The sequence below is a fragment of the Vibrio sp. KUL78 genome (assembly GCF_059725505.1).
This window is the reverse complement of record NZ_AP045839.1, coordinates 31,332-57,659: the sequence shown is the minus strand read 5'-3', so window position 1 is coordinate 57,659 and position 26,328 is coordinate 31,332. Positions and strand designations below refer to the sequence as shown.

32 protein-coding genes and 1 pseudogene are annotated in these 26,328 nt (G+C 45.3%); 14 read left to right on the top strand and 19 right to left on the bottom strand.

The annotated features are described in order from the left end of the window. Window positions 1–64 precede the first annotated feature (64 nt). On the bottom strand, window positions 65–1,138 hold the full coding sequence (locus tag AC6I8Y_RS25905) for a porin (protein ID WP_498023311.1): 1,074 nt from the start codon (window positions 1,136–1,138) through the stop codon (window positions 65–67). Between the two features lie 2 nt (window positions 1,139–1,140). Further along, window positions 1,141–1,524 (bottom strand): annotated as a pseudogene (locus AC6I8Y_RS25900) (hypothetical protein); the annotation flags it as partial. A 547-nt stretch (window positions 1,525–2,071) separates the two neighbouring features. On the opposite strand from AC6I8Y_RS25900, the gene AC6I8Y_RS25895 reads away from it, so the two are divergent. Continuing rightward, on the top strand, window positions 2,072–3,598 hold the full coding sequence (locus AC6I8Y_RS25895) for a hypothetical protein (RefSeq protein ID WP_498023310.1): 1,527 nt from the start codon (window positions 2,072–2,074) through the stop codon (window positions 3,596–3,598). A gap of 353 nt (window positions 3,599–3,951) precedes the next feature. Next, window positions 3,952–4,410 carry a hypothetical protein gene (locus tag AC6I8Y_RS25890; protein ID WP_498020601.1) on the top strand — a complete coding sequence of 153 codons (459 nt, stop codon included), beginning with the start codon at window positions 3,952–3,954 and terminating at the stop codon, window positions 4,408–4,410. Window positions 4,411–4,815: 405 nt separating this feature from the next. Here AC6I8Y_RS25890 and AC6I8Y_RS25885 read toward each other — a convergent pair whose 3' ends face one another. Then, window positions 4,816–5,172, bottom strand: coding sequence for a hypothetical protein (locus AC6I8Y_RS25885; protein ID WP_498023309.1), 357 nt, complete (start codon window positions 5,170–5,172; stop codon window positions 4,816–4,818). A gap of 264 nt (window positions 5,173–5,436) precedes the next feature. On the opposite strand from AC6I8Y_RS25885, the gene AC6I8Y_RS25880 reads away from it, so the two are divergent. The 4 genes from AC6I8Y_RS25880 (at window position 5,437) to AC6I8Y_RS25865 (ending at window position 9,995) form a co-directional block, all read left to right on the top strand. Next, complete coding sequence (locus tag AC6I8Y_RS25880; protein ID WP_498020599.1) at window positions 5,437–5,940, top strand: hypothetical protein; 504 nt, start codon at window positions 5,437–5,439, stop codon at window positions 5,938–5,940. A gap of 18 nt (window positions 5,941–5,958) precedes the next feature. Continuing rightward, window positions 5,959–6,204: a hypothetical protein gene (locus tag AC6I8Y_RS25875; RefSeq protein ID WP_498020598.1), complete on the top strand. Its 246-nt coding sequence runs from the start codon at window positions 5,959–5,961 to the stop codon at window positions 6,202–6,204. A 531-nt stretch (window positions 6,205–6,735) separates the two neighbouring features. Next, a complete protein-coding gene (locus AC6I8Y_RS25870; RefSeq protein WP_498023308.1) occupies window positions 6,736–9,531 on the top strand; it encodes a hypothetical protein in 2,796 nt (931 codons plus the stop codon). Next, entirely contained in the window at window positions 9,531–9,995 is a 465-nt protein-coding gene (locus AC6I8Y_RS25865; RefSeq protein ID WP_498023307.1) for a hypothetical protein, read from the top strand. Before AC6I8Y_RS25870 ends, AC6I8Y_RS25865 begins: the two co-directional genes overlap by 1 nt. Before the next feature lie 315 nt (window positions 9,996–10,310). On the opposite strand, the gene AC6I8Y_RS25860 is transcribed toward AC6I8Y_RS25865, so the two are convergent. Next, window positions 10,311–10,469 carry a hypothetical protein gene (locus AC6I8Y_RS25860; RefSeq protein ID WP_498023306.1) on the bottom strand — a complete coding sequence of 53 codons (159 nt, stop codon included), beginning with the start codon at window positions 10,467–10,469 and terminating at the stop codon, window positions 10,311–10,313. 116 nt (window positions 10,470–10,585) lie between these two features. On the opposite strand from AC6I8Y_RS25860, the gene AC6I8Y_RS25855 reads away from it, so the two are divergent. Beyond that, window positions 10,586–10,993, top strand: a complete 408-nt coding sequence (locus AC6I8Y_RS25855; RefSeq protein WP_498023305.1) for a hypothetical protein — start codon at window positions 10,586–10,588, stop codon at window positions 10,991–10,993. Window positions 10,994–11,372: 379 nt separating this feature from the next. Then, the gene (locus AC6I8Y_RS25850) at window positions 11,373–12,779 is read left to right on the top strand and encodes a DUF4145 domain-containing protein (protein WP_498023304.1); all 1,407 of its coding nucleotides are present in this window, start codon (window positions 11,373–11,375) and stop codon (window positions 12,777–12,779) included. Here AC6I8Y_RS25850 and AC6I8Y_RS25845 read toward each other — a convergent pair. Together AC6I8Y_RS25845 and AC6I8Y_RS25840 are read right to left on the bottom strand one after the other, a co-directional pair. Beyond that, complete coding sequence (locus AC6I8Y_RS25845) at window positions 12,763–13,431, bottom strand: DUF4406 domain-containing protein (protein ID WP_498023303.1); 669 nt, start codon at window positions 13,429–13,431, stop codon at window positions 12,763–12,765. The genes AC6I8Y_RS25850 and AC6I8Y_RS25845 overlap by 17 nt on opposite strands. Then, window positions 13,424–13,915, bottom strand: coding sequence for a hypothetical protein (locus AC6I8Y_RS25840; RefSeq protein WP_498023302.1), 492 nt, complete (start codon window positions 13,913–13,915; stop codon window positions 13,424–13,426). The genes AC6I8Y_RS25845 and AC6I8Y_RS25840 overlap by 8 nt, the downstream gene beginning before the upstream one ends. Before the next feature lie 457 nt (window positions 13,916–14,372). Here AC6I8Y_RS25840 and AC6I8Y_RS25835 point away from each other — a divergent pair, with 457 nt between their 5' ends. Continuing rightward, window positions 14,373–15,542, top strand: coding sequence for a hypothetical protein (locus tag AC6I8Y_RS25835; protein WP_498023301.1), 1,170 nt, complete (start codon window positions 14,373–14,375; stop codon window positions 15,540–15,542). 221 nt (window positions 15,543–15,763) lie between these two features. Here AC6I8Y_RS25835 and AC6I8Y_RS25830 read toward each other — a convergent pair whose 3' ends face one another. Continuing rightward, the gene (locus AC6I8Y_RS25830; RefSeq protein WP_446569801.1) at window positions 15,764–15,925 is read right to left on the bottom strand and encodes a hypothetical protein; all 162 of its coding nucleotides are present in this window, start codon (window positions 15,923–15,925) and stop codon (window positions 15,764–15,766) included. A gap of 267 nt (window positions 15,926–16,192) precedes the next feature. On the opposite strand from AC6I8Y_RS25830, the gene AC6I8Y_RS25825 reads away from it, so the two are divergent. From AC6I8Y_RS25825 to AC6I8Y_RS25810, 4 genes are all read left to right on the top strand, one after another. After that, window positions 16,193–17,125, top strand: coding sequence for a DNA cytosine methyltransferase (locus tag AC6I8Y_RS25825; RefSeq protein ID WP_498023300.1), 933 nt, complete (start codon window positions 16,193–16,195; stop codon window positions 17,123–17,125). Window positions 17,126–17,365: 240 nt separating this feature from the next. Then, a complete protein-coding gene (locus AC6I8Y_RS25820) occupies window positions 17,366–18,493 on the top strand; it encodes a hypothetical protein (protein ID WP_498023299.1) in 1,128 nt (375 codons plus the stop codon). A 235-nt stretch (window positions 18,494–18,728) separates the two neighbouring features. Continuing rightward, window positions 18,729–18,899, top strand: a complete 171-nt coding sequence (locus AC6I8Y_RS25815; RefSeq protein ID WP_498023298.1) for a hypothetical protein — start codon at window positions 18,729–18,731, stop codon at window positions 18,897–18,899. 37 nt (window positions 18,900–18,936) lie between these two features. Further along, window positions 18,937–19,125 (top strand): hypothetical protein, encoded by a 189-nt coding sequence (locus tag AC6I8Y_RS25810; RefSeq protein ID WP_353500255.1) that lies wholly within the window; start codon window positions 18,937–18,939, stop codon window positions 19,123–19,125. 71 nt (window positions 19,126–19,196) lie between these two features. On the opposite strand, the gene AC6I8Y_RS25805 is transcribed toward AC6I8Y_RS25810, so the two are convergent. The 3 genes from AC6I8Y_RS25805 to AC6I8Y_RS25795 all read right to left on the bottom strand — a co-directional run bounded on the left by AC6I8Y_RS25805 (window position 19,197) and on the right by AC6I8Y_RS25795 (window position 20,477). Then, window positions 19,197–19,436, bottom strand: coding sequence for a hypothetical protein (locus AC6I8Y_RS25805; protein WP_498023297.1), 240 nt, complete (start codon window positions 19,434–19,436; stop codon window positions 19,197–19,199). A gap of 170 nt (window positions 19,437–19,606) precedes the next feature. Continuing rightward, the gene (locus AC6I8Y_RS25800) at window positions 19,607–19,909 is read right to left on the bottom strand and encodes a hypothetical protein (RefSeq protein WP_498023296.1); all 303 of its coding nucleotides are present in this window, start codon (window positions 19,907–19,909) and stop codon (window positions 19,607–19,609) included. 40 nt (window positions 19,910–19,949) lie between these two features. Next, window positions 19,950–20,477 carry a hypothetical protein gene (locus AC6I8Y_RS25795; RefSeq protein ID WP_498023295.1) on the bottom strand — a complete coding sequence of 176 codons (528 nt, stop codon included), beginning with the start codon at window positions 20,475–20,477 and terminating at the stop codon, window positions 19,950–19,952. A 146-nt stretch (window positions 20,478–20,623) separates the two neighbouring features. On the opposite strand from AC6I8Y_RS25795, the gene AC6I8Y_RS25790 reads away from it, so the two are divergent. Next, window positions 20,624–20,896 (top strand): DUF6471 domain-containing protein, encoded by a 273-nt coding sequence (locus AC6I8Y_RS25790; protein WP_498023294.1) that lies wholly within the window; start codon window positions 20,624–20,626, stop codon window positions 20,894–20,896. Window positions 20,897–21,128: 232 nt separating this feature from the next. Here AC6I8Y_RS25790 and AC6I8Y_RS25785 read toward each other — a convergent pair whose 3' ends face one another. The 9 genes from AC6I8Y_RS25785 to AC6I8Y_RS25745 all read right to left on the bottom strand — a co-directional run bounded on the left by AC6I8Y_RS25785 (window position 21,129) and on the right by AC6I8Y_RS25745 (window position 26,321). Next, window positions 21,129–22,007 (bottom strand): hypothetical protein, encoded by an 879-nt coding sequence (locus AC6I8Y_RS25785; RefSeq protein WP_498023293.1) that lies wholly within the window; start codon window positions 22,005–22,007, stop codon window positions 21,129–21,131. Between the two features lie 227 nt (window positions 22,008–22,234). Next, window positions 22,235–22,387: a hypothetical protein gene (locus AC6I8Y_RS25780; RefSeq protein WP_498023292.1), complete on the bottom strand. Its 153-nt coding sequence runs from the start codon at window positions 22,385–22,387 to the stop codon at window positions 22,235–22,237. Between the two features lie 109 nt (window positions 22,388–22,496). Next, on the bottom strand, window positions 22,497–22,967 hold the full coding sequence (locus AC6I8Y_RS25775) for a hypothetical protein (RefSeq protein ID WP_498023291.1): 471 nt from the start codon (window positions 22,965–22,967) through the stop codon (window positions 22,497–22,499). Next, entirely contained in the window at window positions 22,967–23,266 is a 300-nt protein-coding gene (locus tag AC6I8Y_RS25770) for a hypothetical protein (RefSeq protein WP_498023290.1), read from the bottom strand. Before AC6I8Y_RS25770 ends, AC6I8Y_RS25775 begins: the two co-directional genes overlap by 1 nt. Continuing rightward, window positions 23,259–23,510, bottom strand: coding sequence for a hypothetical protein (locus AC6I8Y_RS25765; RefSeq protein WP_353500237.1), 252 nt, complete (start codon window positions 23,508–23,510; stop codon window positions 23,259–23,261). Before AC6I8Y_RS25765 ends, AC6I8Y_RS25770 begins: the two co-directional genes overlap by 8 nt. Continuing rightward, window positions 23,492–23,962: a hypothetical protein gene (locus AC6I8Y_RS25760; protein WP_498023289.1), complete on the bottom strand. Its 471-nt coding sequence runs from the start codon at window positions 23,960–23,962 to the stop codon at window positions 23,492–23,494. Before AC6I8Y_RS25760 ends, AC6I8Y_RS25765 begins: the two co-directional genes overlap by 19 nt. 8 nt (window positions 23,963–23,970) lie before the next feature. Next, window positions 23,971–24,990 (bottom strand): S49 family peptidase, encoded by a 1,020-nt coding sequence (locus tag AC6I8Y_RS25755; RefSeq protein WP_498023288.1) that lies wholly within the window; start codon window positions 24,988–24,990, stop codon window positions 23,971–23,973. A gap of 10 nt (window positions 24,991–25,000) precedes the next feature. Further along, a complete protein-coding gene (locus AC6I8Y_RS25750; RefSeq protein ID WP_446569821.1) occupies window positions 25,001–25,702 on the bottom strand; it encodes an IncC plasmid conjugative DNA transfer DtrJ family protein in 702 nt (233 codons plus the stop codon). Next, window positions 25,689–26,321 carry a hypothetical protein gene (locus AC6I8Y_RS25745; protein ID WP_353500233.1) on the bottom strand — a complete coding sequence of 211 codons (633 nt, stop codon included), beginning with the start codon at window positions 26,319–26,321 and terminating at the stop codon, window positions 25,689–25,691. The genes AC6I8Y_RS25750 and AC6I8Y_RS25745 overlap by 14 nt, the downstream gene beginning before the upstream one ends. Between the last annotated feature and the right edge of the window lie 7 nt (window positions 26,322–26,328).

Below are 26,328 nucleotides of genomic sequence, written 5' to 3'. Positions count from 1 at the left end.
TCCCCATTGATGTATCATCACAGAACGTTGGAATCTACCTACCCGTCAGAGCTTGGTACGATTATTAAAAAGCAAAACTCGCCATCACGGTATAAAGCTGAGCACTATCATCATCGCCCGGAGGGCTGATAAATAAGCCTGAACCACTGTTGAGCACTTGAAAATATTGGTACTCAGCATTGATGGAAAGGTTACTTAACAAATCATACCTCACACCAACAGTAGCACTGGCATTGGAACGTTCATTGTCTTGATACAGTTGTCCGTAAGCGATGTATGGTGTGAACGGAGCGAGACGATACTCAACTTGTCCGTACCAGTCCATGCGTATTCCTTCCAACCTTTGAAATTCAAACGTCGTTTTTAGGGCATCGAACTCATACACTGTTCCTACCGAGTATTGTTTGACGGTATTGCGGACCGGCTCTGGCCTCGGTTGAAATTGGGGGGGGACACCTGGGAAGATAACATGCGCCGTGACATCATACACGGCATCGAGATAGGTGAAGTTCCAGCGATAGTAGTCTCCAGTTAGTTGAGCGTTAAGCCCCCACAGGTTCTGAGTATCAAACTCCAGAGTGATGTCTGGGTTGAAAGTGACTTCGGCTTCATCTTGGAAGCCGACAAAAGGGGTTAAGGAAAGCTGAAGTTCATCTGTTACATAATATCGCCAATTGACACTGGCACCGTTGTAGGCCGTGAGTCCAAGCAGTGCACTATACACTTCCGCAGGAGGACGAGCCGTTGTAAAGGCTTGCCCTACATAGAAATATTCAGATGCTAAAAAAAGAGGTAATCGCTGTCTTCCTGCTCTCAAATCAAGACTATCAAATTCATAGCCGACATAAGCCCATTCAAGCGCAGGTTCACTCCAGTTGTCTTGAGGTCGTTTCACCCCTTGCACAGAGGCCTTAAAGCCTTCGTTGTAGTAGTCGAGCTGCAATCCAAACGTCGTGTCGCAATCAAAACAGCTTTCATTGCGAATAGCTCGGTTTATGAGTACAGGGGTATCATTGTCTGAATGGGCCCAAGAGGTCGAACCGAAACCACTAAACGAAATATGTTCAGTCAATTCAACGATGGCGAAGGCGGGTGAGCTGATAATACAGATGAGTGCTAACAGTACTTTGCTTGGCATATTTACTCCACTGCTAAGACATAAAGGATATTGGCATCGGAAGGAAGTGATTCTAACGGAGCATAACCTATACGATTTGGTTTCTCTTGGAGCCAAATCACGAGAGGGGCCATCTCAGCAGATGAGATTTCCTTTGGCGGTCTCGCCTTGCCAGAAAAAGATAAACCCGCCCAGTAAGCATTCATTTGTGCAATGTCTTTACCGAGTAGGGATTGATAAAACAGCTCGCGCTCAGTGGAGCGCTGTGGCCAGTCAGCCAGTTCGATACGTTGTCCCTGTAACGATTTCATTTTTCCACGGTACAGCATGCGAGCTTTGCTTCGGCTTAGTGGTTTAAAGTCTGAGTTGAGAGTGAAAATAGCGTAGTCGGTAGCTGCAGAAGCTGGTAGTGAAAAAAAACAAACAGCGCAGATAACCCACCCACTAACAATAGATTGCTGATAGTCCGCTTCTTGAGTTGGCTCAATAACGCTAGATTAAAGTTCATGTACCGTCACTACTGAGGTTCTCATTTCCTAACATTTTATAAACTAGTAGGCACGCTGCAGCGTTCAAGACTATGTTCAAGAAAATCAGTGCGTAGGTTAGTGAACTGAGATGCAGATCAAATTCCGGAACAAGTTTGGCTAGCTCATGCAGCAAATTAGATATGCCCCAAATGAGTCACGTCTCTAAGCGTGAACTAAGCTTGAGGCTATTGATTAAAATGTATTTCTTGAAAGCTACCCGCAGCGTCGCAATTTCTGATTATCTCCATCTAGACACCTATGTTAAGAGCTGTAGCTCAAACTCCACCAATGACATTTAACTCATTAAAAATTATGATCATTCTTATATAACTTTATCAGTCATATGATGATAACCTCGAAGGGGAAAAACCGTAAATCGTACTGACTAACTCTTTGTGCTAGCGAATGATATGGGTCTAACGTCATGAGTAAAAATAGTAAGAAACGTAGAGATCAAAAGAAAAATCGGCTTAAGAAAAAGCAAAACAAACAATCAGTAAACGCTCTGCCAAAAACGAGTGATTCTTCTCCTGTATTTCAAATTATGGACAATCCTTTTACTGACCTTTCACCCGAACAACGCAAAGACTTAGCCAGTACAGTCGGTAGAGAGAGCAAAAAAAAGGTAATTGATACCCTAGAGTTGCTAGAGCAAACGATACGGAAGTATGACCCAACAACGTTAATTTCCATAATCGCTGGTTATGGTTTAGTCGTTGGGGCTGGCGATAATGGTTTAGCCTCTCGGGACTCAATAGTGGGAGTACAACAAGCCCATGTAGAGTTGTTTCAAGCCTTGATATTGCAAGTCCCTAAAGATGAACTTGGTTTGTATCCAGTGACGCCAGATGTAGTACAAAAAGTAATCGAGCAACTCGAAGAGGTCAGCGTTGCTTTTGCTATGAGTAGGATGACAGAGAGCCTGGTAGAACAATCTGAGACTGAAAGTGCTGTGAGTATGATACAAGAAAAGTTAAGGGGTCATACTCAAATGGTTCGAAACTGGGGATTTCATTCTCAGGTCAAAACGATTTGTAAGGAGCTATACTCGAGCTTTGATGATTTGCTATCCGAAAAATTGGGCTTCTCCGCTTCCAACATTGTTGATGTTTTTGACGTGATGATTCAAATAATGGAGCGAAAGCTATCTCATCGGTTCGAAGCATTGTCTCAGTTGCGACAAGTGAAAAAAACTTCCGACATGGTTTTGAAGTATCACGAGCTCATAGACCAAGGTCAGGAAGAAGCAGATAAATTCATGAGAGAAATTGACATACGTGATATGTCAAAGATACAAGTTTTCGCAATGCTCTTGGCCCATTATGACTTAAGGATGTCAGATAATTATCTTATAAATTTTAGTGAGTTGTCAGAGGAATCCAAACTAGATGAGAAAGTAATTCGAGCAATAGTCGATTACTTTTCGTTTAAGAGTGGAGAGTTAAATAAAGAAAAAACAATTTTTTTCTTTTTAGATAACCCTGTTTGGAATAAGCCAATCATGAGTACTGAGAGTGGTTACTATTGCATACTTCCACAGCTATTTTTCAGTTTTGCTATGGTTACTCTGGATGACTTAGTCGAGCAGTTCGATAAAGAGGGGTTGCATCGACGAAGGGCCTTTTACCTGGAGACAAAAATTGAGTCAATTGTGAAACGGAGATTTCCAGAATCACATGTAATAACTGGTGTAAGATGGCACCAAGGTGAAAACCTATATGAAACCGATCTAATTTCCTTCATCGACTCTCACGCGATCATTATTGAGGCGAAATCACAGAAGATTTCTAAGCAAGCATTGAGGGGAGCTTCAGAGCGTGTAAAACGCCATTTGAAGGAAATATTAGTAGATCCGGGAATTCAATCGCATCGCTTAGAGCTCAAAATTGATGAATTAAGGAAGAATGGGGGGATGCCCATGATTTTATCGATAAATTGCCCATCGATTTAAATGACATTAACAAAGTACTCCGAGTCTCTGTTTCACTAGAAGACTTTGCGACTTTGCAATCAAACCTCCAACTGTTCCAAGAGACTGGTTGGGTGCCAGATGACTTTGTCGCATGCCCATCGATGAACTTGGCTGATTTCGAGACTCTGTTCGATTTTTTAGAGCACCCAGTCCAGATTATACATTACCTTCTAAGAAGAACGGAGCTTCAACAGACTGGTCAGTTTCACGGAGATGAGCTGGATTATATGGGGTTCTATCTCAAAACATTATTAAATCCGGGGACTCTAACCGAAGACAGGTCTAGGAAAATTATCATCACGGATATGTCTGAACCTCTGGATCTCTACTACATGTCAAAAGATCAAGGGATCTTTGTAGAAAAACCACAACCTAAAATATCTCGTTGGTTTAAAGATATATTCAATAAGCTAGAAGAGAGAGCCACACCACGCTGGAGTGAGATTGGAGCTGTCCTAAATCGATTCCCGCCAGATGACCAAACTAAAATGAGCGAGCATATCGAAGAGCTTTCTAAAATCGTACAGAGGACTTGGCAAAAAGAAGGACATAAAAATAGTTTGATATATAGTCCACCCGAAAGCTCAGAGTATTCTTTAGCTGTCGTACTCTTTAAGGATATGAATAAAGATAGAAGGTATGAATTCATTGAAAATGCGTACTTGATGGCTTTAGAACCTGAACACGTTAAGTACTGTTTGGTTATTGGCATCAATATAGATCGCAATGATTTACCTTATCACTACATTGCATTCACAGGGAAAGAAGACGCCACAAAAACAAATGGTTAGCCAGCGCAAACCTATGCTTGTTAAGTAACCACCTTGACGCACTTTTGTCCAGATCCTTGCTGGCTGGGTTACACTGCTCCTAAGCTTGTTTAGGCAGCAGTAGACCTCCATTAGAATAATTTAGTCAACAGGTTGTTTCGAAGATTACTTTTGCCCCAATGCGATTTATACACTGGGAACAAGCTTATTACTTTTTGTTTAGCCATCTACAACCTTTACCGTATTAGCAATTATATCGAATACTTGAGCGGTCTGTCGTACGACAGGCATTGCCTCATGAAGTACAGTTGAATTGCCTAACTGTGTAACTAGTCTTCCGTCCTCCATTACTATGATTGAGGCAACAGCACGATCAGCGCACTGTTTTAGGAATTCGTTGTTATTCTCTTTGCTCATTCTAGCTCCTTAAAGTCTATAGCTTTTTGTTTGTTCCGCTAAATAGTAGTTTTCAAGCATTGTCTCGATGACTTCTTTACTAGTCAATTGGACCGAGACAACACCACTAGCTATCTCAAAATAACCGTGAAGACTTGGTTTCGGTGTGTCGTCCTTGTCATAGCAGGCAAAAATCATTTCCCTGCAGAGACCCGTTATTTCACTTAAGGTCTCTTCACTATGTTTCGATGTGAGGCGAACGCTAATGTGAATCGCATTTTTTCCCTCACGAGTGAAGAGTATTCTCCCGCTAATGTTTTCGGAAAACCTTTCAACCAATAGGCATGCTAAATCATAAGGGTCGATTGTTTGTTGTAACTCGCGCACGTAGTCACCGTTAAAGCAGGTTTGTGTGAAAGATAGCCCATCCTAACGCCAACCAAAGAACGATGCAATAACTCAATAAAGATCAATCAATAAAACCAAAGGGCTCTTTATGTGTTTTTTTATTGATTATTGATGATATATGAATTATCGTATTTTTATCTAAGATCAGTTAGGAGATTCGAAAAATGGACCAAAAAAAGCCGTCCAGCACAAAGGCAAGACATCATTTACGCGGTATACAGTAACAATCACATAGCAACAATTTTGGAAACATCTCGCACAACTGATGTCCTCCCTATAGACGTTGCAGCACAGCACACTGGGCAATCTTACAAAGCGTCAATCAAGACGGCTCGAATGCTTGAACATTATCAGGTTGCACGCTTCACTCCTGGACGTCAGGGAAATAAATCACGTATTAAGTTCAAAATGAACGCATCTGTGAAAGATCAAGTTTTAGAGGCTGTTCAAGCGCGGCGAATATTTGAAAGCATCATCAGAAACAATGATTGGGTGAATAGTGGGTATGTTGATTTAGAAGATGCAGTCGTTGAACAACTCACGAATAGGCTGGGTATCAGCCCAGACAAGGCGTTTGAGTACTTCAAGCTAGCAGAAGAGCACTGCTTGCAGGAAGCGCAAGATAGTAAAAAAATGCCAGTATCTGTAGCGCCAAAAAATTCCACATTACCACTTGAAGTTCAGGCACACATCGATGCTTTGAAACGTCTTACTGGTGCAACTCAAGTCCTACTGTCGTTCAACTAATTTAAGGGAGAATAAGTTATGAGAGCAAAAACTAAAGATTTGGCTGATAGCCAATGCGTTCTTGAGGTTAGCCGTCGACTGAGGGAGTTTCGTACGCTCAATCAGATGACCTATAAAGAGTTGTTGAGCTTGTTAGACAGATCGTGTACCTATTCTGGTCTTAGGCACCTTATCAATTACCCACACAAGCCTGTACGAGTTGTTACGCTAGCTCGTTACATAAAACAGGGACCAGCTTCTTTGTCTAGATTTGGTGCAGAGTAATCTCTGGCATCTTGCCGACTTAGAGCACGTGTCAGGTCCATGTGACTAAACTGACAGGTCGTATTTGAACTTGTTCAGTAAAGCCCAACAAAATTCTTACCAAACCTTCAGCCATGCTTGGGCTGAATCAACTTACTGAGATAGTTCGTAAAAGTCTTAAATTGCAAAGTCACTAACTCGAAGCTGTCCAAAGGTATGGCGGAGCTGATTACGGTAATTAGGTTGTTCAATCTTTGTTATCCATTTTCATTGTCATTTCTTACAGCCTTGCTGGTAACAATGAGCCTCAATCTCTAGAGCCTATATCATTATAGGGAGCTAAAAAGAGTTACAGATCTAATCAAACTATACTGTTCACCAACAGTTAGTAACAAAGTTAACCCATTTGGCTTCACATGAATGGAGAGACAATGATTTTAAGTTCTTTTGTTGTTACATCGACAAAACCCTTTACTAACACCATGTGTAACATAAATGGAGATTGCCTAGATGTAATTGGCGCTGTAGGAAAGCCAACATCGTAAGAATAACATGAAGAAAGCAGGCACAGATTCTCGCACCGCTGCTTCACTTATACAGCATTGGCAGAGCCTACCTGTCGGCTACAGCATCACCAACTTCGCACCCATCTCTGATTGGGATACTCGCGACGTCATCAACTATCTAACACACGCTGGGCAAAACCCCGTTCAACGCCCATCCAAGCAGCACGCTATTCCTGCTTTTTGTGAGAGCTTTGGTTTGCTGCTCGCTCTGTACGGTGAAGGTTCTGATGACGTGTGTAGCGTCACGTCACAGTCAACTTACGGCGGAACGGCAAGATATGGGTGTCAATGTTGCCCCGTGGTCAGTGATGATCACAGTGGCAAGGAGATCATGCAGTATCCTCGCTGGGCTAGGTTTGGTGACGATGTACTTCGCTTTCGTGATTACTTTGTTCGAGTCAGTCTTGATGTTCGCCATAGAGCTTATCACCCTCGAGCGACCTGCGGAGTGACGAGTAACATCTACCTTCAGCCCAATGTTCTAAAAGCAAACGTCTTAGAGAATCTGCTTTACTACGCGGCGCAGATCACTGAAAAACAAAAGCGCATTCACGAAGAATTTTGGGAGCGCTTGGCGTCAGGTGATATCGACAACGATGAAGGGGTACTTGATATCATGAGTGACCCAACTTTATCTGATGCCGTGAAGCGTGAATACCGTGAAGCGTACATCGCGCGCATGAGCGACGCACCGATGCTGTCTCTTTTCACTGAGCAGCACGCGGTACTTCTGTCTGCTCTATGGTCACTGAATGGGGTTAAATCGACACCCTACAGACCCATGAAGATCTTAGATGCGGTTCAACATGGCAAGAGCAAGCCGTTTCCCATGCTTAACTCTGAGCTCAATGATGCACGCCGCGCCGCAGGACTCCCTGATTGGGACGATGCTTCGGTGCTAAATAAAACCGTACCAGATGCACTGGTTTATCAACTGTTCACACCGGTAAAAACGTTTAACAGCGAGGCAAGCGAACAAGAGTGCTTGGCGCACTCGCCAATCAACCTAACTGAATACTCATCGCAAGCAACACCTGTGCTAACTCCAGACGCTGACGGCCGATTTGTAAACCGTCACAATATGACAGCGCTGCATAACCTACGCCTAAAGGTGGTTTACCGAATCGATGATCAAGGCGAGTCACTTTCAGTAAAACGCAGCAAGCGCGGGGTTAACTTTGATTTGCCAACGTCTTCGAACGCCCACCAGCAGCTCCTCTTACTTGCAAAAAACAAGCTGCATCGAGTGCTAGTCAAGAATTACGGAGAGGATATTACCACCGAGGACATGATTGCACAGCACCTGTCGCAGCACGATGTCATCAGCATTGAGTTTCTAACTGAAATGCCCGAGTGCAAAGAGTTTTCGAGCGCCTACCCTGCCTTACGTGAAACGAAAACCAACAAGCGCCAAAGTGGCGTGCGCTTTACAATGCGCAAGAGAAGCAAAGAGCGTGATGGTAAATGGGTTGCTGGACGCACGTCCCTTCAAGATTACGTCCCTTCTACACGCTCCAGCCAAGCGGAGCAGTTTGAACAACATATTGGTTACTGGCTGCCAGATAGAAGTCAGAAGCGAGTGCAGCTCTTCCAACTGCACGACTACAATTTGGATGAAGAGCTTGTTGGGCATATGGAATACTCCATCGACATCGACGACACTGCGTTTCAGAACTTCATAGAGACCCACTGGAATACCTGTATAGCCAATCACAACCAAGCGCTTCTACGTAGCCGTTCAGCAGGACTTGGCGCTCGCACCTATCAAGGAACTGCCGCGTTTCACTACTTGATGAATCACGCCGGTCTTATCATGTCCACGTCATTTGAGAGCTATGTGCAGCGTAGCCTCGCTAGAACCGAGTTATTCCACTCAAGTGCACTCTACCAAATCTCTGATTTTGACTATCAAAGGCTGTCTCAGTTGCCGAATGTCATTTTCATGAGTGAGCATCGTCTTCAAAAAGCCAACCACCTCAAGTGGATCCGACGTGCGCGAAACCTTTCACGTAGAGCGCTAAGTAAAAAACAGCAGCAAGCCACTCACCAGCGCGTAGAGCGCGTTGTTCAAGCGAGGATTGAAGAATATTTTGAGCACCTTCAAACAGAGCTGGTTGGCCATGCCATCTATGACGCGCATCACAGACTTACTGACAAAGACAATGCGAAGCAATCCGTCAACGAACTTTGGCTTCAAACGTATTCAGCAGGCGCAACACATTTCGATGCCATGCTAAAGCTTTTGACCACTCGCGAGGAACAAAAACAGATCTTAGCCAACCTGCCTTGCATGCAGTCTCTCGCAACTTTCTATGCAAAAACCGCTCATGCATGTTTGTCGCATGTTCGCCGCGAACTTGAGAGTATCAGCAAAGGCGTATCGGCAGCACTGACCGAGTTAACCCTTGACGATTTTCGCGATGATGGATTGGGTAACCTGGAACTTGATGACGAGGCACTGCTTTCACCTATTGCAGAAGCCTTTAAACAATATGGACTTGGTCGAAACCCGTTTTTACTCCTCACTGGCATGACGCACAGAGTAGCCTATGCGCTAGGCCACAACGCTGAGCAAGGCATGCAAAAGGCGACAGAAAAAGCCTTAAGTGATTGTATTAGTGCTCTTAATTCTCCTGTACATCCGTTATATACTCAATTAGCGACAGTCAATGCGGAGCAGGCGATCAGAGCCAACGTATCTGTTTCGAGTATGGCTGGCGCACAAGGCAAACTGTCTGACTCAAAGCGTCAGCTATTAGAATCGTTAAGGAAGGCATCGTAATGACATCGGGAGCACTGTACACGCCAGAGCAAATCAAGGCATTAGCATCAGTATCGCGCAAGCCTCGAAATAAGAGCGCTCACGAAGCAGCAGAGAAACTAGTGACGACAGTGCCAGCAGCTGGTCTTCAGAACGCTATTGATGAGTTAGGCGAAGACTACGAGTTTCGTCGTTATATCGAGCGCACGGTAGCAGGTTGGCAGGCAATGGCAGATAAGTTGAAGAAACTCGACAGGGAGGCGAGCAGCCCTCTCCCACTAGCTCAATTTCAGCTACTCATAGACCTACACGCGACCCAGCCAAGCAAGCAAAGTACTGGCGCCCTAGAAATGATCCTAGTGCACAATATGCCGCAAGCACGTGTCTGTGAATTGCTTGATCTTACTGCGTCACATATGAGCCGTTTGAAAAGACAATTTAACGAGCGACGCCAAGCGCTGCTCGAGGCGTCGCTGCAGTTTTAGCTCTTTGTGGGATTGTCGCTAACGCGGATACGTTTCTTCGTAAGGTACGCCTAATAGGTTTAGAAACAGCTCTAGCTCCCGAGCTATTTTCTCAGCTCTCTCTGGCTCAATATGGTGCGCGGCTATTATAAATATCTTCTTACTGCCTAGACGCTGTTGGTCATGGATAGTAACTCCCTTAAAGTTTCCATGCCCGAAAGTGTTGTTAATGTGCTTCCACGTCTTTATACCCCCAGTTCCGTCGAGATCACCTAGTGTCTTATCTTTTTCAATCTCAATCCTATAAGTCCACGTGCACTTCACTCTTTGTTCTCCCTACTTGTATCCCGAAACCACACGAATACAAGCAGCATCAGTAATTGTTGGACTGCTGGCTTTACATTCGTGCATTGCACTGTGGAATGGGTTTGCAAGATACCCACCAATGACGCTGCCAAGCGCGATAATAATGGCGGCGACAATTACCTTGTTCATTCGGACCTCCCTTGTTCACTGTTCTCTAAAGTAGAGGCGACCTCCAGGTTGAAATTGTTAACCTCAAGCCAAGTGCATATCGCTCTATGCTTTATCTAAAGAAATAGGAGAGCGACATGGAAGAAGCAACTAACCCCGTATTGAAAATGTCACTTAGAGCGTGCGGCTTACTGCTCTATTTGGTGTTAGGCGCCTCATTTGCTGCTGCTATCATGGCGAATCGAAACCACATCGATAAGATAGAGCATTCCATTTCTCACGAGTTCTCACTTCAGTCATCCGCGCATCAAGCGTTTGCTGACAGCTATCTACTTTGCGTTAAAGATTTTTCCACGAGGATTGATAAAGATTGCGTCGGCATCGCTATTGCAGTAATGCAACAACCAAGCGCTACAGAACAAGTCGTTAACGACTTCTATCAGCAAGTCATACCGGCACCGAAGGTCGTTGACCTATTCTTTGGCCTATTGATGGATCCAGATGCGCTTGTTGCCATCCTCGCAAACCAGGAAGTGACGCTATGATCGACAGAATATCCAGGCTATCCCTGACAGCCAGTTCCCTGCTGATAGTCACAGGGCTTATGATGATGTTTCTCTTAAATGTACTTTGGTGCCACTTTACCGCCCAGGGTCTCCCTGATGCGTATCTCTCCATCTGCGGTAATGGCAATAGTAACCACTGGAGCGTATCTGCCCCCGGTTATCTGCTGCTCGCGCTCGGCATTTTACCGCTGACATTACGACTCTTTCTTGCCGGTGAGAATCGTCAATCATCCTAGGCTAAACCTACCTATCTCTCATAAAATCAATACAGTAGACCTATCGCTCTATCCATTCTGTTTAAGCGTGGTTATTATATGCACCCATACTAATAAGCGACGCAACGAGCAGAAGGCAAGGGATGAAACGCATAACGGACTTGAAGTTTGTCGACACATACCTGACTGAATTTACCGGTGACTATCGCACTGCGCTTGAAGTTATCGATGAACTGCCAGATTACACCCTAGTCACCTTACGCGACCTTATCGATCACATCATTGACCTTATCGCCGCTCACCACAACTACAGCTTAAAGGCCGCCTCTATTTTCACGAAAATTAAAGAGTTGCAAGACGCCAGCAAAATAGATAGTCACCTTGCTGACCTCCTACACTCGATTCGAATTAAGGGCAACAGCGGCGCGCACAAAAAAGAAGTGTCTGCAGATACTCATGATCAAAGAAAAGACAAGCTGAGAGAATTAGCGTTGTCGGCAAGAGAGGAGCTACTAGACGTTCTTAAAACCGTATCATCTCTTCTACATAACAGACGTGAGCTTGACCTTTCCCTTGCCAAAGTCAGCATAAAGAAGCCCGAAGTCATTATTGCAGAAGCGACATTAAGCACTGACTACAACGCAAAGATGAAAGCCGGACGAATGTACGAGTCGTTGTATCACCATAGCGTCTTGCATGGTTCGGTTATAGGAACAGATCTTGAGCTAGTGTCGCGAATGGAGCTTCTTGAGCATGCTCTCGCCTGCTACAGCATGGCCTGCGCCTTATCAACAAACATGGAAGGCTATCGAAAACTGAAAGGTCACGAAAATTCCGTCCATGAAATGATCTTGGAATGGGGAAAATCGGAGCCACTCTTTCGATACGCGAGTGTCGCTTATCAGTTGTATAACGATGATAATTTGCCTCAGTACGCAAGAGAGCGGCTGGAAGTATCAACGAATGCCGGCTACGCCCCTTCACAATGCCTATTGGCCAACGTTCTGTGTCGGGAAGGAGACTATGAATTGGCTATCGAATACTTTATCAAGGCGGCAGAACAAGAGAACACGAAAGCACTTATCGACCTCTATCAGCTTTATACCGATAATAATTTCATCGCTCCCGATCATGACAAGGCGCGCAAGTTTCTAGACAGAGCGATTGAGCTCGACTGCCCTGACGCATACGCTACCAAGGCCATAGATTACTTTGAAGGCGTTACCGACAGTAAAGACGAGAAACAAGGCCATGAGTTGTTAAATACAGCGATAAAAATGGGTAGCCAAATAGGTATTGAGTACAGCTTATCTAGGATTGTGCAAAGGCAAATTGCTGAGCGGATTTCTAGCGAAGCCAGCACGATGCTTCAGGAGATCCGAACATCACTTGAGCAACAAAAAAAGAAGCCGACAACAAATCCTCATATCGCTAAGGCAAAAATCAAACCAAACGATACCTGCAAATGCGGTTCTGGTAAGAAGTACAAAAAATGCTGCGGTGGCATACCCACGATACCACCTTCGCATATATTCAGTGAGTGGATGTAGTGGTGCAAGCTGTATCAGACTCACTGGGATGACTAGGGTTATCAAACACGATAGGTAATCCTAGTTTTTTACTCAAAAAGTACTCTGCTAGTGCGCCTGAGGAGCGCTCCCATCCTGATAACATCACAACTCTATCGCAATTGAATATCATCGCCATCGAAGCCCGCATGTAGGCACGCTCTCCCAGTCCAAGCGGTAACTGACAGGTGTGGATAACGGTATAGCCTAAGTCTTTATAGCGCTTCTCGCTGTCCATGAACCTTTTGCGGTTAGACGTAATATCACCGGCGGTCACTGCCCCTGAAAGAAAGACCACTTCACGAACTGGCTCTACCTTAGCCTTATTGGATACGGGAAACTGTAGTAAATTGCCCGTAACCGGCAACACTTCATGATTGATCTCGGCTAACTCTTTTTTAAGCAGTTCGCGTACCTGCTCACAATTGAGTAAGTATGGGTGACGAACAGCGTCATTCGTTAAACATAGCCGTGTGGCATGTGGCTCATCCTCACAGCGCTTGAAGTAGCACACCTGCTCAATACTCTTTTCGTAGACATCGACGCCATCGCACGCCACCAGTTCGTACTCGCCAAAGTCGCACGCTTCCATAATCTTTTGCATCAAGTCTGCAGCTAAGCCTCGTTCAAGCATAGACCTTCTCCTTTGGTAAAAATGACACTTCAATCTTTCTTCTGCACAGCGCACGTAGCGCTCTGACCTGAGCGTCAAGCTTGGCAACCGACGACTTGTGACACTCAATTCGCTTGTTTAAGCGCTCGATCTCTTGTTGAAAATATCCTTTGGAATCAGAGGCTACGTTACGGCTATTGCGAATGGCCACTTTGCGCTCATGCTGCAGCCTTTCTAAATCGACTTTTGCAGAAGTCTGTGCATAGACGTTTGATAGGAGATCCAGCTCGGTCGTTGACAAGATATGTGACCTGAGCGCCTCCTTGGCAGACTCGAAATCGTCAAAGTGCTTTACCTCACCCAAAGAGAGATATTCACGGCCAACAACTGGCTCGTAGACATTTGGGTTCAATGGTGACGGGTAGCAATTGGATACGCTGACCAAGCAATCCGATGGGCTGTCGGCGAAGACGACAAAATGTGTGGTACCAAAAAATACACCCATGAGGCACTCCTTTGTTCACTGACTTGATTAACAGAGTACGCGACTCAATGAGGGGAAAAGTCCGATTTAGAAGCCAAAATGATTGAGCTTGACTATTATTTTTTGAAAGCTCTTGAGATGCCTTTTGTTTGAAGCAGAAGTAGTCGGAAAAGAAAACAGCGCTAATGGGCGAGGATGATTTCACTTGATGCGAGCGCTAAGACGAAACTGCGCGATATACGAGTCCAATAAAAACCACGTAATATACACCCAAGAATTGGTTCAATTAAAGTCCACAAAGAAATTTTGCTACCAATTTTGAACAGTGTAAACTGATTAAAATATTGAAATTAGCTTACTTTCAAGAACTTGAAACGTGAACTTTTTAAAATCTCAGCTAAAGCGGCTCAAACTCAACTTTTTCGGTGTTATTTACAACCTCTCGTGTCAGTTCTTGAAGTACTCGTTCAGGTTTTCTATGGCATTAATTACCCATCCTGTTTTCACTTTTTTCGTCATCATCATGCAATTAATACTGGGCGCGTTACTGGGTGTTCAATTTAGTAGCATTGACTTCAGTTTATATGACTCTATGCCAGTTACTAATTGGCTACAATTTAGTTGGTGTAGTATTAGTACTGGAGTTCAGGACTACGCTCTAATAGTAATTTCGATCTCTTTTATTAAGGCTATATGCGAGGCTTATAACAGTAAGCTAGTAAGAGATTCTGAGAAGGAGCGCATAGAAAGCATAAGGTTACTCCCTTCTGACCATTGGCTCACAGATACATATGTACCGACAGTTAAAAAAGTTTTAGATTACAAATATTTAATTGACAATGAAGAAATGACTCCCTTAGATGTCATAAAAGATAGTTTAACAAAACTACGCGATTTGGCCGACGAATATGAAGGTTCAAATGGTAACACGATTAGCGTTAACCTTATGCTAGTCATGTTACCAGCGGAAGCGGAGCAGCAGGTTGAACATCATTGGGATACTTGTAACATATTTTTCGATGGCGCCAGCGCAAAAGCTGCAATTGAACAGATAGATGCGATTCTTACCCCTATCGCAGTGGCTCACAAAGACGAATTTAACCTCTACATTGCAGGACACGAAAGTTCAACTAGACCTGAGAGGCCACTATTATTACCAATCGTTGAAGAGATTAATTGTGATAGAAAGACACAGCAACGAGTAATAGGCGCTCCTCGTGCTTTTTCTTCAGGCGTATATCAGTATTACCCCAGCTTTCTAAGAGGTGTTGAAGACTGGTTGTATAAGGAGCAGAGTCGGCACATAAGTGAAAGCCAAAGAGATAGTTTGCACAAATATTATGTACAGGATCATACTGCTAGATCTTTACTCTCTGTGCCGATTGAACTTAAATATGACCAAGTTGACGAAAATGAAAATGAAATCGATGGGAAAAGTACTGACTTAGTATTGAATCTCTACGCAGGGCACGAAAGATTGCTAAAAGGAAATCCGAATCTGTTTCTGAGTTTAGCCGAGCCTCTGCTGGATGCTATCGCATACGCTGTATATGTATGGAGAACTGATTTAGACGCCAATAGTCATCAAGCTGAAAATAGTGACTCGACAAGTTCTATGTCGTATAATGCTACAGAGGATGAGGAGTGATAACATGTCTAAAACAAATGGTAAACAAAAAACCGTTATAGTCGTAAAGGGAGACGGTAGTCATACCCTGAAGGTTATCGATAACAAGCAGAGAACCAAACGCAGTACGCCTACTCGTTTGCGACGAAAATCATCCAATGCCTTGAGCGAGGCAGTATTTGGTTGCTGAACTTGCGCATAAACAGAATCCCATAAGCCCGCAACTGCGGGCTTTTTTAGGGCTAAAACAGCTTGAGCTCCGACGTCGAGAGATCGATAGTTTCTACACAATGGCCTGTATTTGAACTAACACGTTCACAAAGATCTTCCAACGCACCTTCAGAAAACTCGACTAGGTTTTCGATACGTTTCTCGCCATTTTCAAGTTGAACAATCACTTCCATTTTCGCACTCCTCATGGCTTTCAATAGAGCTCGACCATACCTCTTTCCAATCAAGCGATATCGCTACGCCACATCAAGAATTAACTTAGATTTAGACCGTCTCGGGACGAACCAAGCAAGTGCCGCTGATGGCCTAACCTTACGACCATCATAAAGGGGGACGTTCTGAGAAAAGTCCGTTTACGAAGTTTTTTTAGTTAATTTCGGACTTTTTTTAACCCACCTGCTGAAGAATGGAGAGGAGACCACGAATAGGAGATCCTTGTCATGATAAATAATCGAGTAGCCACCGCCGTTGACCTTTTTGCAGGCGCTGGTGGAACCAGCGTCGGAGCCACGCTAGGAGGAGTCGATATTCTCTGGGCAGCAAATCACAATGCACTTGCTGTAGAGACCCATCAAAGAAATCACCCAAACACTACACACGTTACTCAAGACTTACACCAAGCAGACTGGAGTCTTTTACCAAAGCACGACATTCTTTACGCTAGCCCATGCTGTCAGGGACATTCCCGTGCACGCGGAAAACCTCACAACGACTACCACTCTGACAAGAGCCGATCAACCGCTTGGGCTGTCATTAGCTGTCTAGAGTGTCACAAAACGCCGGTTGCTCTGATTGAAAACGTCATAGATTTCAAAAAATGGTCACTATATCCCATTTGGCTTGCAGCATTGAAAGCCCTTGGCTACGCCGTCTCTGAAAACACATTCAATGCAAAACATCATGGTGTACCACAAAGTCGTAATCGCCTTATACTGCTTGCCACAAGAACGCGATCACCCTTACCTATTCAGCTTGAAAAAGAGCCGCTCATTGGTGCGAGCAGTTTTCTTGATCTCAGTATCGCAGGACATGACTGGGATAACGTTGCCAATCGTGTACCGGCGACACGCAAGCGAGTGGCTAACGCGAGACGTGACCATGGTGATATCTTCATTGACTCAGCCTACGGCAGTGCCACCAGCGGGCACAGCATTCATGCCCCTATACCGACAATCACCACCGTGAACAAACACAGTCTTGTGATCGGAGATAAAATCCGACCAATCACAATTGAGGAGATAGCCGCCGCGCAAACATTCCCTGCTAATTACAATTGGCCAGCCTCGAAAGTCGCCACAAAAGCTTTTATTGGCAACGCCGTACCACCAGCCTTCGCTAAACGATTAACTGATTACGTGCTCCAATATGCCTAAGGTCGACTCAGATGAATATCAGACGACGGAGGCTTTTGTGCTCTATCGTAAAGAACGGCAGCGTAGCCCGCATACTTAATCAATAGACTATTGCAACATTCTGATTTTACGATAGTATTGCACTGAGGGTTGCGCCTCGAGCCTTGCCATGCTCAATAGCTTTTTATACATCTTATTCTATGCATTGACTTACGTAGTGCACCTGAGGCAAGCGGATGCACTATAGATATAGGTGAATGTATGCCCCATCAGATCAAAGTCTACCCTTCGGATTTTGAAGACTTCAAACAATTAGCTAAGCAAATTTCCAGCAGTATCGTTTATAGGTACCGTGACCAAGCCCTGCTCTCCGCATTTAAGCGGAATGACGCGCTCGCGATGGCGTTCGGCTATAAAGGTCACTCGGAACTCACACACTGTGCCAAAGCCCTCGCTTCTAGTGACACCAACGAAACGGGACGTTGGTTGAACTGGCGTAAGACAGATAAATTCTATGAGCGCATCTCCGCTGCATTCAGCCAGCGATACGACTCACTAAGCGAAGAAGAAATACTGCTAGCACTAACGCAAGCCCCACCAAAGCAAACAGAGTTCGACGTCATAGAAGGTTGCCCAATCGTTCAATTTAGCCCCCTAGACCCTGATATCAGTAATGAGCAACGCAGTGAACAAGAGATAAAGGCCTGGTTTAACGTGCCTTTCATTTTCGAGTCATTTGATGGCGAAAATAGAACATTTAGGGTCGAATGCCTTGATGGGGGTGCTTGGGATAGAGCAACTCAGAAAGCGTGGTGCAAAACCCTAGAAGAGGCGCTTGCTGCATGCGCTCAGCTAAAGAACGATAACCCCAACTACCGCAACTATGGCGATGACGAAGCAACTGTGACAAAAATCGTTCTTAGCAACGCATCGACTGACGAAGAGGCGGCACAAGCGATTATTCACGATATGTACAAAATCCAATTGTTCGCAGACCGAGTGAAAAATGCGCTGGAGAGTGTAGTCGTCGAGTTACCTAAGGGCTTTGACTTAACATACATTGCTGCGCTTCTGGAAAACTCTACCTTGTCCGAAATGTACACCGGCGATGATGGGAAAAAATACCCAATTTGTAGCGCAGACATTCTCAGTAACAGTGAGTTGCTAATTTGTGTGCCTAGCCACTATTTCGCCACTTTGATAGGTATGGTTGAGCTCCCCACTCTTACAAAGCATGTCGATACAAGGCTACCCATAGAACTAGGAGAGATTGATAAGTATATTTCGAAAGGCGATGCTTGCATGTCGACCATACTGGATCCTGAAGCGGAAGGTTTGCAGATCATTGGTTATGTTTTGTCTGATAACCGCTACTTTTACAAACCATAATTATTGAAATTAGAAGACGTAAACGCGTAAGCGTCTTGACCGGCCAGCAGGCTTTACATGATGAAATACCTACCTAGTGGTAGGTATTTTTGTATCAACTGCTCCCTTATCCAAAATCATAAGTGCCTCGTTTTATTTCTTTTGCATTGAAATCTCAGCTCCTGCCCCTATTTACTGCACTACATAGTTCATTTGGAAAAATGATGACTACACCCCTATGGACTTTGTATGAGAGGTGCTAAGGCAAACGCTCTTGAAGCACTGGACATTAGCTACAAAAGATAGGTTGCGTGTGCATGTAGAAGGGAAAGCAATCTGTACCACCTTCACTGTCAAAAATGCGGAAACAAAAGTGCTCTTAAAAGTAAGCATGGAAATTCGCACACTCGCTGCTGCGTTCGGTTAGATTAAGTGAATGGCGCGCTGGGGAACAAGGAGGACGTATGGTTTATTGGATTGCTTGTATCTGCACACTGTTATTTATGTGTGTCAAAACAGAGGGGTTCAACTCAGAGCACCTTGGAGAAATCATCAAGACACTCTGCAAACTACTACTGCTGTTTAGTGCTGCTTATCTAGCTAGCCTTCATAACATTGAGTTAGCGGCTCTTCTAAAGCTATTTCATGGCTGAGGTGCCCAATGTACAAGCTAAGATTCAAGGTATATGGATGGCGATTGCGCGCTCACTTTCGTCGCCATAAGCTAACTTAGAAAGTCATCAAATAGAGAGATATTGGCTTCCATGTCGTCCCACTGTCGCTGAAAGTAATCATGTTCAGCGTGGTCAATCAAAGGCAGACTTCTAAAGAACCTTGCTCTAGACGCTGAACGCTGCAAGGAGCAAATTTCAGCATCTCGATTCTTAACCTCAGGCTGCGCTGCAGAATAGGGGGCATGCGAGAGTGGTTTTGTATCAGTATTTTTGTTTCTTTGATGGCTCATAACTGACTCCTAATTCGAACGGCTGTAATGGAAACATCGTCAGTATGGCAGCGACGGAATACCCTCCCCCAAAAAAGGAAAAAAGCCCGCATACTGCAGGGCTTAGAACCAAAACGGGGGAGGATATTCATTTGTTCAGCAACTCTTGAAGCACAAACGCTGTTAACGGTTCAGAGCTTATAGGCAGCCAACCAGTCGTTGATATCCTGATCGTCTACCTCAGTTCGCTGGCCGCTATGACTGACCTCGACTATAACCCCTTTGTCGTCTGCAATAATTAAGATTTCAGTACCATCCACTTCATCCAAAGCGAGTTGATCTCGGCTCATCACACATTGGTACATCGCATCCTTTGACGGATACAGCTCACACCCTGCCCTGAGCAGATAGTCTGTATCAAACTGAGACCATGCCTGCTTAGATATTTGAAAATAGTGTCCATACTCATTAATAAGAAAGATAAAAGCATTCATTGTCTTCGCCCTCGTGGTTTTAGTTAGTGCTTATCGCAGCTCAGCTATTTTGGTACTCAGCGATGCGGTACTCGTCATCGATAACAACAGGTCTACCAGCTACTTTGAGATCAAGAGGTGTTACACCATCCTTTGGTTGAAGTTCGTAGTCTTTAAAATCGACTAAAACATAGAGGTGGAAAGACTCCAACCAATCAATATCAGACACAGAAAATGTGGCAGTAAGCTCTACAATATCTTGAGCTCTATTCTCGACGTCTCTAAAGCTTCTATCAACGCAATACGCTGTCGCCCGTTCGCTAGTTAGACTCCAAGATTTACCCAAGCATGGGCGGGGCTGCGCGCCTCGAGATAGACCTATTTTTCGATGCAGAACTATCTCATTGCCATTCACATGGCCTTTCCTTTCTACTTGATTCAAAAAGTCATTCACGAGGTTTTCAAAGTTCTCATCAAGATAACCCTCAGTACCGCTCAGAGCGCTTTTGCCGATACAAAAGTCATCGACTTCTTCGTTGTAGTCATAGTTATCCATGATGTAGTCACTTAATGTTGAAATCGTCATCATCGTGCCTCTCTGTTTAACTGCGCATAATCATTTTGTGTGCTTACACCTTAAAGTATAATCATACACGGTTATAAATCCAGTTTGCTTGCGTTTTTTTTAATCGCGTGCGATTATAAATGTCATCCAACACGGTTATTGGACTTAGAGTGACGAACGGAATAACTAAACAAACAAAGTCGGATTGTGAGAAAGCACTAGATGAGGTCGCACACGACGAAATCAAAAGGCACATCAAAGCTGAAATGAGGCTACACAATGTGTCTGCTGTTACTGTGGCGCAAAGATTGACAGAGATGGGCAGGCCGATCACAGCTCAGGGGTTGCGAAACAAAATCAGTAAAGGCACCCATCAGACAATGTGGTACTGGGATTTAATAAAAGCCATCAAGAATACTCATGGCAAGACGATTGATAGTTAGTATGGCCTCTTGAGAAGCCCCAGAATAAGTTCGCTCTACGACTGCGTTATCCGCTCTAGATGGGTTAGAAATAAGTGAGTGAGACAAATACGTAATCGCTGGTTTTTGAGCGCGCATTACGTCAGTGTTGAAGAAGTAGTACCGCTACAGAAAACTTGGCGCCAAAGCCCGAAAGCTTCGACGCCAAGCGCGACCAACGTCAGAAGGTTGCTCTTTAGTAGCTACGAGGTTGCTACTCGCTAGCCTGCAATTCTTCTTTTAACATGAGCCATTGATTGACTACGTCAGGTTGAACCATTTCATTGTAGGCAGCTTGCTGCTCAGCTTCTAGGAAACCAGCCCTGACTGTTTTTGCCAATGTCATATCTTTATCTTCATTTGGTGTTAGTACTTTAGTCTGATTACCCGCATCGTCGTACGTATACTGGAACTGATCCCAGTCATCTTTCCTGTAGGTTTCGACTTGGCCAAATTTAGCTTCAATACTTTCAATAAAGTCTGTCGTCGCTTTCTCGTTGGTCACATGGCCAACAAACTCATCGATATTATCAACCAACAGTTTCTTATACCCTGCAATCTTCTTCTCATCAATCAGCACAGCTAGATGCTGGCGACTGGCGAGAATAAACAGGCTCGCTGCATTGTAATAGAGACCTAAATACCCTGGGTTGGTTTTGTCGTTCGCAATACGTTTTGCCTCTGCTGCAGCCTTAATAGCCTGCTCAAAATAGCCCTTGGCATCATCATCAAGTCCAGACTCAACGAGGCTCAGTCCTTGAGAGATATTGCTACACGCTTCCTCCATAGCATTATTTGCATCAGCGTAGTTTTGCTCATCAAATGCCTGGCTAACTAAGAGCTTCGCTGACGCCAAAGCATTAACGTTGCTCAAAGTAATGCAGTCTTGTGGTGTTGCGTCACTAGAGTAGACTTTTTTATTGAAAGCCGCGTCATACGCCTTCTTCGCTACCGCCTTACCTACTGTGACAATTGCTGCGCTGGTTAGCGCTCTTGCCGCAAACACTCCGAGTGTTGCACCCAAAAAACCTACCGATACACGCTTTTGTTGCGCAAGTTCGAAACGTGTGAGTTCTTTTTTTGTCTGTTCCATGAAACCTATCCTCTGACTGTGTAACACATTTATTATGCATCAGAGAGAATAGCAACTGCTTTGAAAGAGAGCCTTCAGATTGGAGCTTACATGTTAATTGCATACAAATTTGCCCTGAAGCCTCACAGGCTCAAGAGACAAAATGGTTTCATTTTCTCTATCGCCTAATCTACTCGGTTTAGCCCTCTTGTTTGAGATACGAGCAAGGGCTACTTGCTAAACGTAATTCAGCGCTTAGACAGCGCAGTAACTTCAGAGATACAAAACTGATGCTTGCAACAACATATATTGCAGGCTTCAAACGACTCACCAGCTGACGTTTGCTCCACTTGCTCCATCAGGTCTTGCCATGCCCAAGCTTGTTCCTGCATATTTGTCATAGCTGAGTCCACAATTTTTGGCATATAGAAAACAAGTACACTCGTCACTATGATTGTAAAAAGCGCAAGAATTATTATGAGTGCCGTACCTATTCTCATGACGCTCTCCTTATCGTTTTCCATCATCCGGCATGCACAAATGCTTTTGAACCGCACGCTTTGCATTGTTGACATCTGTACTGGTTACGAGCGCGTTAACCGCGCGGCAGCGCATCTCAAACTCCCGAACAAAGCTAAAGTGACGTGACCACATTCGCAGCCTTGCGAGCTCGCTGCTTGATGCACTTGCAAGGGGCTTGTGTGTGCAGCCTTCATCAAGTTTCTTCCGCAGATGTTTCGCCTCCAAATACGCCAAGATAGCCATGTAAGAACACACCACAGGAAATAGCATGATAATGAGTTTGAACTCACCACCAGCCCGGCTTATTTCACCGAGCGGGTCAAGCTGTTGTATCACTGCATCCAGCTCGATCAATACAATTGGCACCGACACACAGCCAGCGACACTCAGCCTTATTCTTTTGTGCACGTCTTTCAATAGCGCCCTGTACGCCATCGGTTTATCTGGTTCTAGTTTCATCAGAGCGATCCTTTTGTTTGTTGAAGGCAAATCCTTGAAAGCAGTTGTCTGGCACGACATAGTTCAGTGAGGTGCATAAAAACGGTCAAACAGCAGGCAAGTAGCACACACAGTGCGACCAAATAATAGCCAGGCGACTGCCCAGCATTTGATAAGTAAGGTAACGGCGCCAGTGCCGTATCCATGTTCAATATCAAAAATGGAATGCCCAGCCCAAACACAGCCCCAAGCACTGCATTCGCAGCCGCTACCCAGATAATTCGCCTGCAGATCTTTGCCTTCCAGTGTGTGCTATTCATTGCTCTCTCCACCACGACGCTTCTTATCAATCGGCCTGTCTGCGATAGTCGCTACCGTTAACACAAAAAAGCTTGCCCCAATGCCAACTGGAATAATGAGCCCTCCGTGGCCGCCGAGCATGTCGACTAACCGCGCCACATTGGGGATAAACAGCGCTATGAGCGCAAGGGCTATCCCCGCGGCAAACACGGCAACAATCAAAGCAATAAAAAGCTCCCTCGACTCTACCTGGACATCATCCATGGCCTACCCCCCAAGGTGATGAACTGATCGCTTGTCACCGGCCTATAATGGCACAACTCACGCATCGCCATATATTTATGGGCGCTCGTCATGGGCTTCATCATCGATACCACATCGATCAATTCCGGCCATCGGAATCGCATCTCACGAAGCGACACCACCAAATCGGAGAATGGAGGCTTCTCCCCAATCATCCAGCGCAAAAGCGCAGCAAGGAGAAAGGCTCTTCGTTCCAGCTCTTTCTTGTCGTCGACCGAAATGTCGAAGAGCATTTCAAGATCGTCCATGGCATCTTGGACAGCAAAATCGTTGTGTTTGAACCGCCCGTTAACCATCTCTACTTTGAACAGAATTAAACTCTCCGCCCACCAGAAATCCCAATCAGCGCGATTATCGAAAGTCACCTGATAGAAGAGTTCGTCATATTGGTTTAGCAGTGTGATCGTTCGCATACGTCCTCCTAACGAATCGTCAAAGGTTGCTCAGCTTCAAGGTTGGTCAACGCTTTCGTGACCACTTCAGCCCAAAAATCCGAGCTCATAAGGTTCTGAATACTGAATGAGGGTTTGGTGTAGTTTTGAATGAGTGTGATGTCGTACTCATCCATCAGCTGCTCTCGCAGTTCGAAATGGGTCATGATGTCATCAGCAAAGCCGAGCGCGACCGCTTCGTCACCCGTCCAAACAAGCCCCGTAAAAAGATTGGGGTTGCCGGTATCAAGTTTGTTGCCACGCCCCTCAATTAAGGCGGCTTTAAACTGACGATACAAAGGAGTGAGCACCTGCGTTTGCATGTGCGCCTTCACTTCAGGATTCTCTGGCAAGAAAGGGTCAAGTGAGGCTTTATTTGCCCCCGCAGTCATGGTGCGCCTTTCTATCTCAAGCTTTGAGAGCACTTTGTCAAAACCCCACGTGTCCATACGCACGCCGACGCTGCCCAGTAAGCTGTTCTTGTGTGCCAATACAACATCGGCGGCACTCGCCATGTATAGACAAGCTGACGCGCACGCCTCTCCGACTGAAAAATAGATGGCTTTGTGGGTCGTCTCGCGCATGTCCATCATGGTGCGGTGTAAGATCTCCGCTTGAACGGGAGAGCCGCCTGGGGAGTTCGCCTCAATGATGACTGCGTGCGCCAACGGGTCATTCATCGCTTTTTTTAACGCTTCAGACAAGATGGTGCCATCGGCCGTTTTTGAACCACGCTTAACCGCGCCTTCAAGCTGAATAAGCGCGATGTGCGGCAATGGTGCTTGCCAGAAGTGGTACACATACAAGGTATGCGCAATACCAAACACCACCGCGGAAACAATGGCGATGACTTTCAGCGTGTTCATGCGAGTGAACAGCTTAAATCGTTCGGTCATGTCCGCAATTTGCCCGCTCAGAGTGTCTCCTTTACGACGCCTAGGCGCTGCATTGCGCTTTGACCAGTAAGTCAGTGGCTTAGTGAGGAAATGCTGTCGTCTAATGGGTTTCATACCAAAGTCCTTATACGCGCGTGTAGTGTCTGATGAGAGTGGTCGTTGATAAGATCCCGCCAGCCATAAAGACCAGAGGCAGGTAATTCCAAAAACTCAAATCCCAGAGTGGAATAAACAGGTACAGCCACAAAATGATGAGATAGAGCGTGGTGGAGTTGAGCATTACCGTGGAGAGCTTGATATTTTGAACTTCAAAGGTGCTTAAGCGGATTTTGTAGGTGTAGTACGCATCAAGCAGGAAGATAAAAAACGCCACCGAACCATAGATAAACCACTGCGCCATGTAATTAATCCGAAACAGGCTGCGATAGATCATCAGTTTGATGTTCTGCCCAACGCGAGCGGCGCCATTTTGGAAGAGTGCCATCATGCCTTTACCGCGCGCCTCCCCTTCTCTCACCCCTTTAGAAACCTGACTGTCGAGATAATGCTGGATCCCAGTGGCGACGACGGACGCTTCATACCAACGCTCGGTGCGTGCCAGCACTATGCGAAACTGATCGGGCTCCAAAGCAGATTGACTGTTTTTTACTTCCGTGACGATTTCGCCAGAGAGGGTATCGGTTGGCACCAAGAAGGTGCTGTATGAAAGCAGCAAAAAGAAGCTCACGACGACAAAAATCACAATGCGTGACGACGATGCCTTACCGTCGCCAAGGATGGCGCGATTGCCTTCGTTGATAAGATCGTTGGTGTCATACGCGGACATCGTCTTGCTCCTTATCATTGTCTTCCGTTTGTGCCATCAACGCATCGAGCGAACTGTAGCAGGTGTCTTTGCCCACACTTGCGGTTAGGCCAAACATGGATAAATCCGCTCGGGTGTAAATCCTTGGCAGCAACAAGATGGTCATTGAGCGCCTCATCGAGTCCGTCAAGGTGTGCTTGTTCTTGTGACACACCAAGCTTGCTTCACCGGCATCGAGCGCGGGTTTATGGCGCACAACGAACTCTTGATAGGAGCATTCTAAAACGTCCCAATACACGGAGCAGTCCGTTGGCGGCGCTTTGTGCATCTCTATCGACACGGAATAGTCAAAAACATGGGAAAGCTCGTTGAAGATGGTGACAAACGCATGCTTTGACCACACACTGAACCCAGCATCGAGATGGCGACGGTAGCATTCAATAAGCCCGGTTAAGATCGATCGCAACACTCGCTCCTGGTCATGGCCAACCTGATGCCCCACCAGCATTGTGATGTTAGTGGTAATATCTGCCAGGCGCGGCCACTGGGTGTACATGGTTCGAAGCCAGCGCGAATCGCCGCTGCTTAACGTCAGCTGAATGAGTTTCTTCGCGCCATGCTGCTCAACGACTAATTCCATATCATCT

Coding starts and splice junctions, on each gene's coding strand:
- AC6I8Y_RS25905 (WP_498023311.1), bottom strand. CDS start 1,138: ATGCCAAGCAAAGTACTGTTAGCACTCATCTGTATTATCAGCTCACCC.
- AC6I8Y_RS25895 (WP_498023310.1), top strand. CDS start 2,072: ATGAGTAAAAATAGTAAGAAACGTAGAGATCAAAAGAAAAATCGGCTT.
- AC6I8Y_RS25890 (WP_498020601.1), top strand. CDS start 3,952: ATGTCAAAAGATCAAGGGATCTTTGTAGAAAAACCACAACCTAAAATA.
- AC6I8Y_RS25875 (WP_498020598.1), top strand. CDS start 5,959: ATGAGAGCAAAAACTAAAGATTTGGCTGATAGCCAATGCGTTCTTGAG.
- AC6I8Y_RS25870 (WP_498023308.1), top strand. CDS start 6,736: ATGAAGAAAGCAGGCACAGATTCTCGCACCGCTGCTTCACTTATACAG.
- AC6I8Y_RS25865 (WP_498023307.1), top strand. CDS start 9,531: ATGACATCGGGAGCACTGTACACGCCAGAGCAAATCAAGGCATTAGCA.
- AC6I8Y_RS25860 (WP_498023306.1), bottom strand. CDS start 10,469: ATGAACAAGGTAATTGTCGCCGCCATTATTATCGCGCTTGGCAGCGTC.
- AC6I8Y_RS25855 (WP_498023305.1), top strand. CDS start 10,586: ATGGAAGAAGCAACTAACCCCGTATTGAAAATGTCACTTAGAGCGTGC.
- AC6I8Y_RS25850 (WP_498023304.1), top strand. CDS start 11,373: ATGAAACGCATAACGGACTTGAAGTTTGTCGACACATACCTGACTGAA.
- AC6I8Y_RS25845 (WP_498023303.1), bottom strand. CDS start 13,431: ATGCTTGAACGAGGCTTAGCTGCAGACTTGATGCAAAAGATTATGGAA.
- AC6I8Y_RS25840 (WP_498023302.1), bottom strand. CDS start 13,915: ATGGGTGTATTTTTTGGTACCACACATTTTGTCGTCTTCGCCGACAGC.
- AC6I8Y_RS25835 (WP_498023301.1), top strand. CDS start 14,373: ATGGCATTAATTACCCATCCTGTTTTCACTTTTTTCGTCATCATCATG.
- AC6I8Y_RS25830 (WP_446569801.1), bottom strand. CDS start 15,925: ATGGAAGTGATTGTTCAACTTGAAAATGGCGAGAAACGTATCGAAAAC.
- AC6I8Y_RS25825 (WP_498023300.1), top strand. CDS start 16,193: ATGATAAATAATCGAGTAGCCACCGCCGTTGACCTTTTTGCAGGCGCT.
- AC6I8Y_RS25820 (WP_498023299.1), top strand. CDS start 17,366: ATGCCCCATCAGATCAAAGTCTACCCTTCGGATTTTGAAGACTTCAAA.
- AC6I8Y_RS25810 (WP_353500255.1), top strand. CDS start 18,937: ATGGTTTATTGGATTGCTTGTATCTGCACACTGTTATTTATGTGTGTC.
- AC6I8Y_RS25805 (WP_498023297.1), bottom strand. CDS start 19,436: ATGAGCCATCAAAGAAACAAAAATACTGATACAAAACCACTCTCGCAT.
- AC6I8Y_RS25800 (WP_498023296.1), bottom strand. CDS start 19,909: ATGAATGCTTTTATCTTTCTTATTAATGAGTATGGACACTATTTTCAA.
- AC6I8Y_RS25795 (WP_498023295.1), bottom strand. CDS start 20,477: ATGATGACGATTTCAACATTAAGTGACTACATCATGGATAACTATGAC.
- AC6I8Y_RS25785 (WP_498023293.1), bottom strand. CDS start 22,007: ATGGAACAGACAAAAAAAGAACTCACACGTTTCGAACTTGCGCAACAA.
- AC6I8Y_RS25780 (WP_498023292.1), bottom strand. CDS start 22,387: ATGACAAATATGCAGGAACAAGCTTGGGCATGGCAAGACCTGATGGAG.
- AC6I8Y_RS25775 (WP_498023291.1), bottom strand. CDS start 22,967: ATGAAACTAGAACCAGATAAACCGATGGCGTACAGGGCGCTATTGAAA.
- AC6I8Y_RS25770 (WP_498023290.1), bottom strand. CDS start 23,266: ATGAATAGCACACACTGGAAGGCAAAGATCTGCAGGCGAATTATCTGG.
- AC6I8Y_RS25765 (WP_353500237.1), bottom strand. CDS start 23,510: ATGGATGATGTCCAGGTAGAGTCGAGGGAGCTTTTTATTGCTTTGATT.
- AC6I8Y_RS25760 (WP_498023289.1), bottom strand. CDS start 23,962: ATGCGAACGATCACACTGCTAAACCAATATGACGAACTCTTCTATCAG.
- AC6I8Y_RS25755 (WP_498023288.1), bottom strand. CDS start 24,990: ATGAAACCCATTAGACGACAGCATTTCCTCACTAAGCCACTGACTTAC.
- AC6I8Y_RS25750 (WP_446569821.1), bottom strand. CDS start 25,702: ATGTCCGCGTATGACACCAACGATCTTATCAACGAAGGCAATCGCGCC.
- AC6I8Y_RS25745 (WP_353500233.1), bottom strand. CDS start 26,321: ATGGAATTAGTCGTTGAGCAGCATGGCGCGAAGAAACTCATTCAGCTG.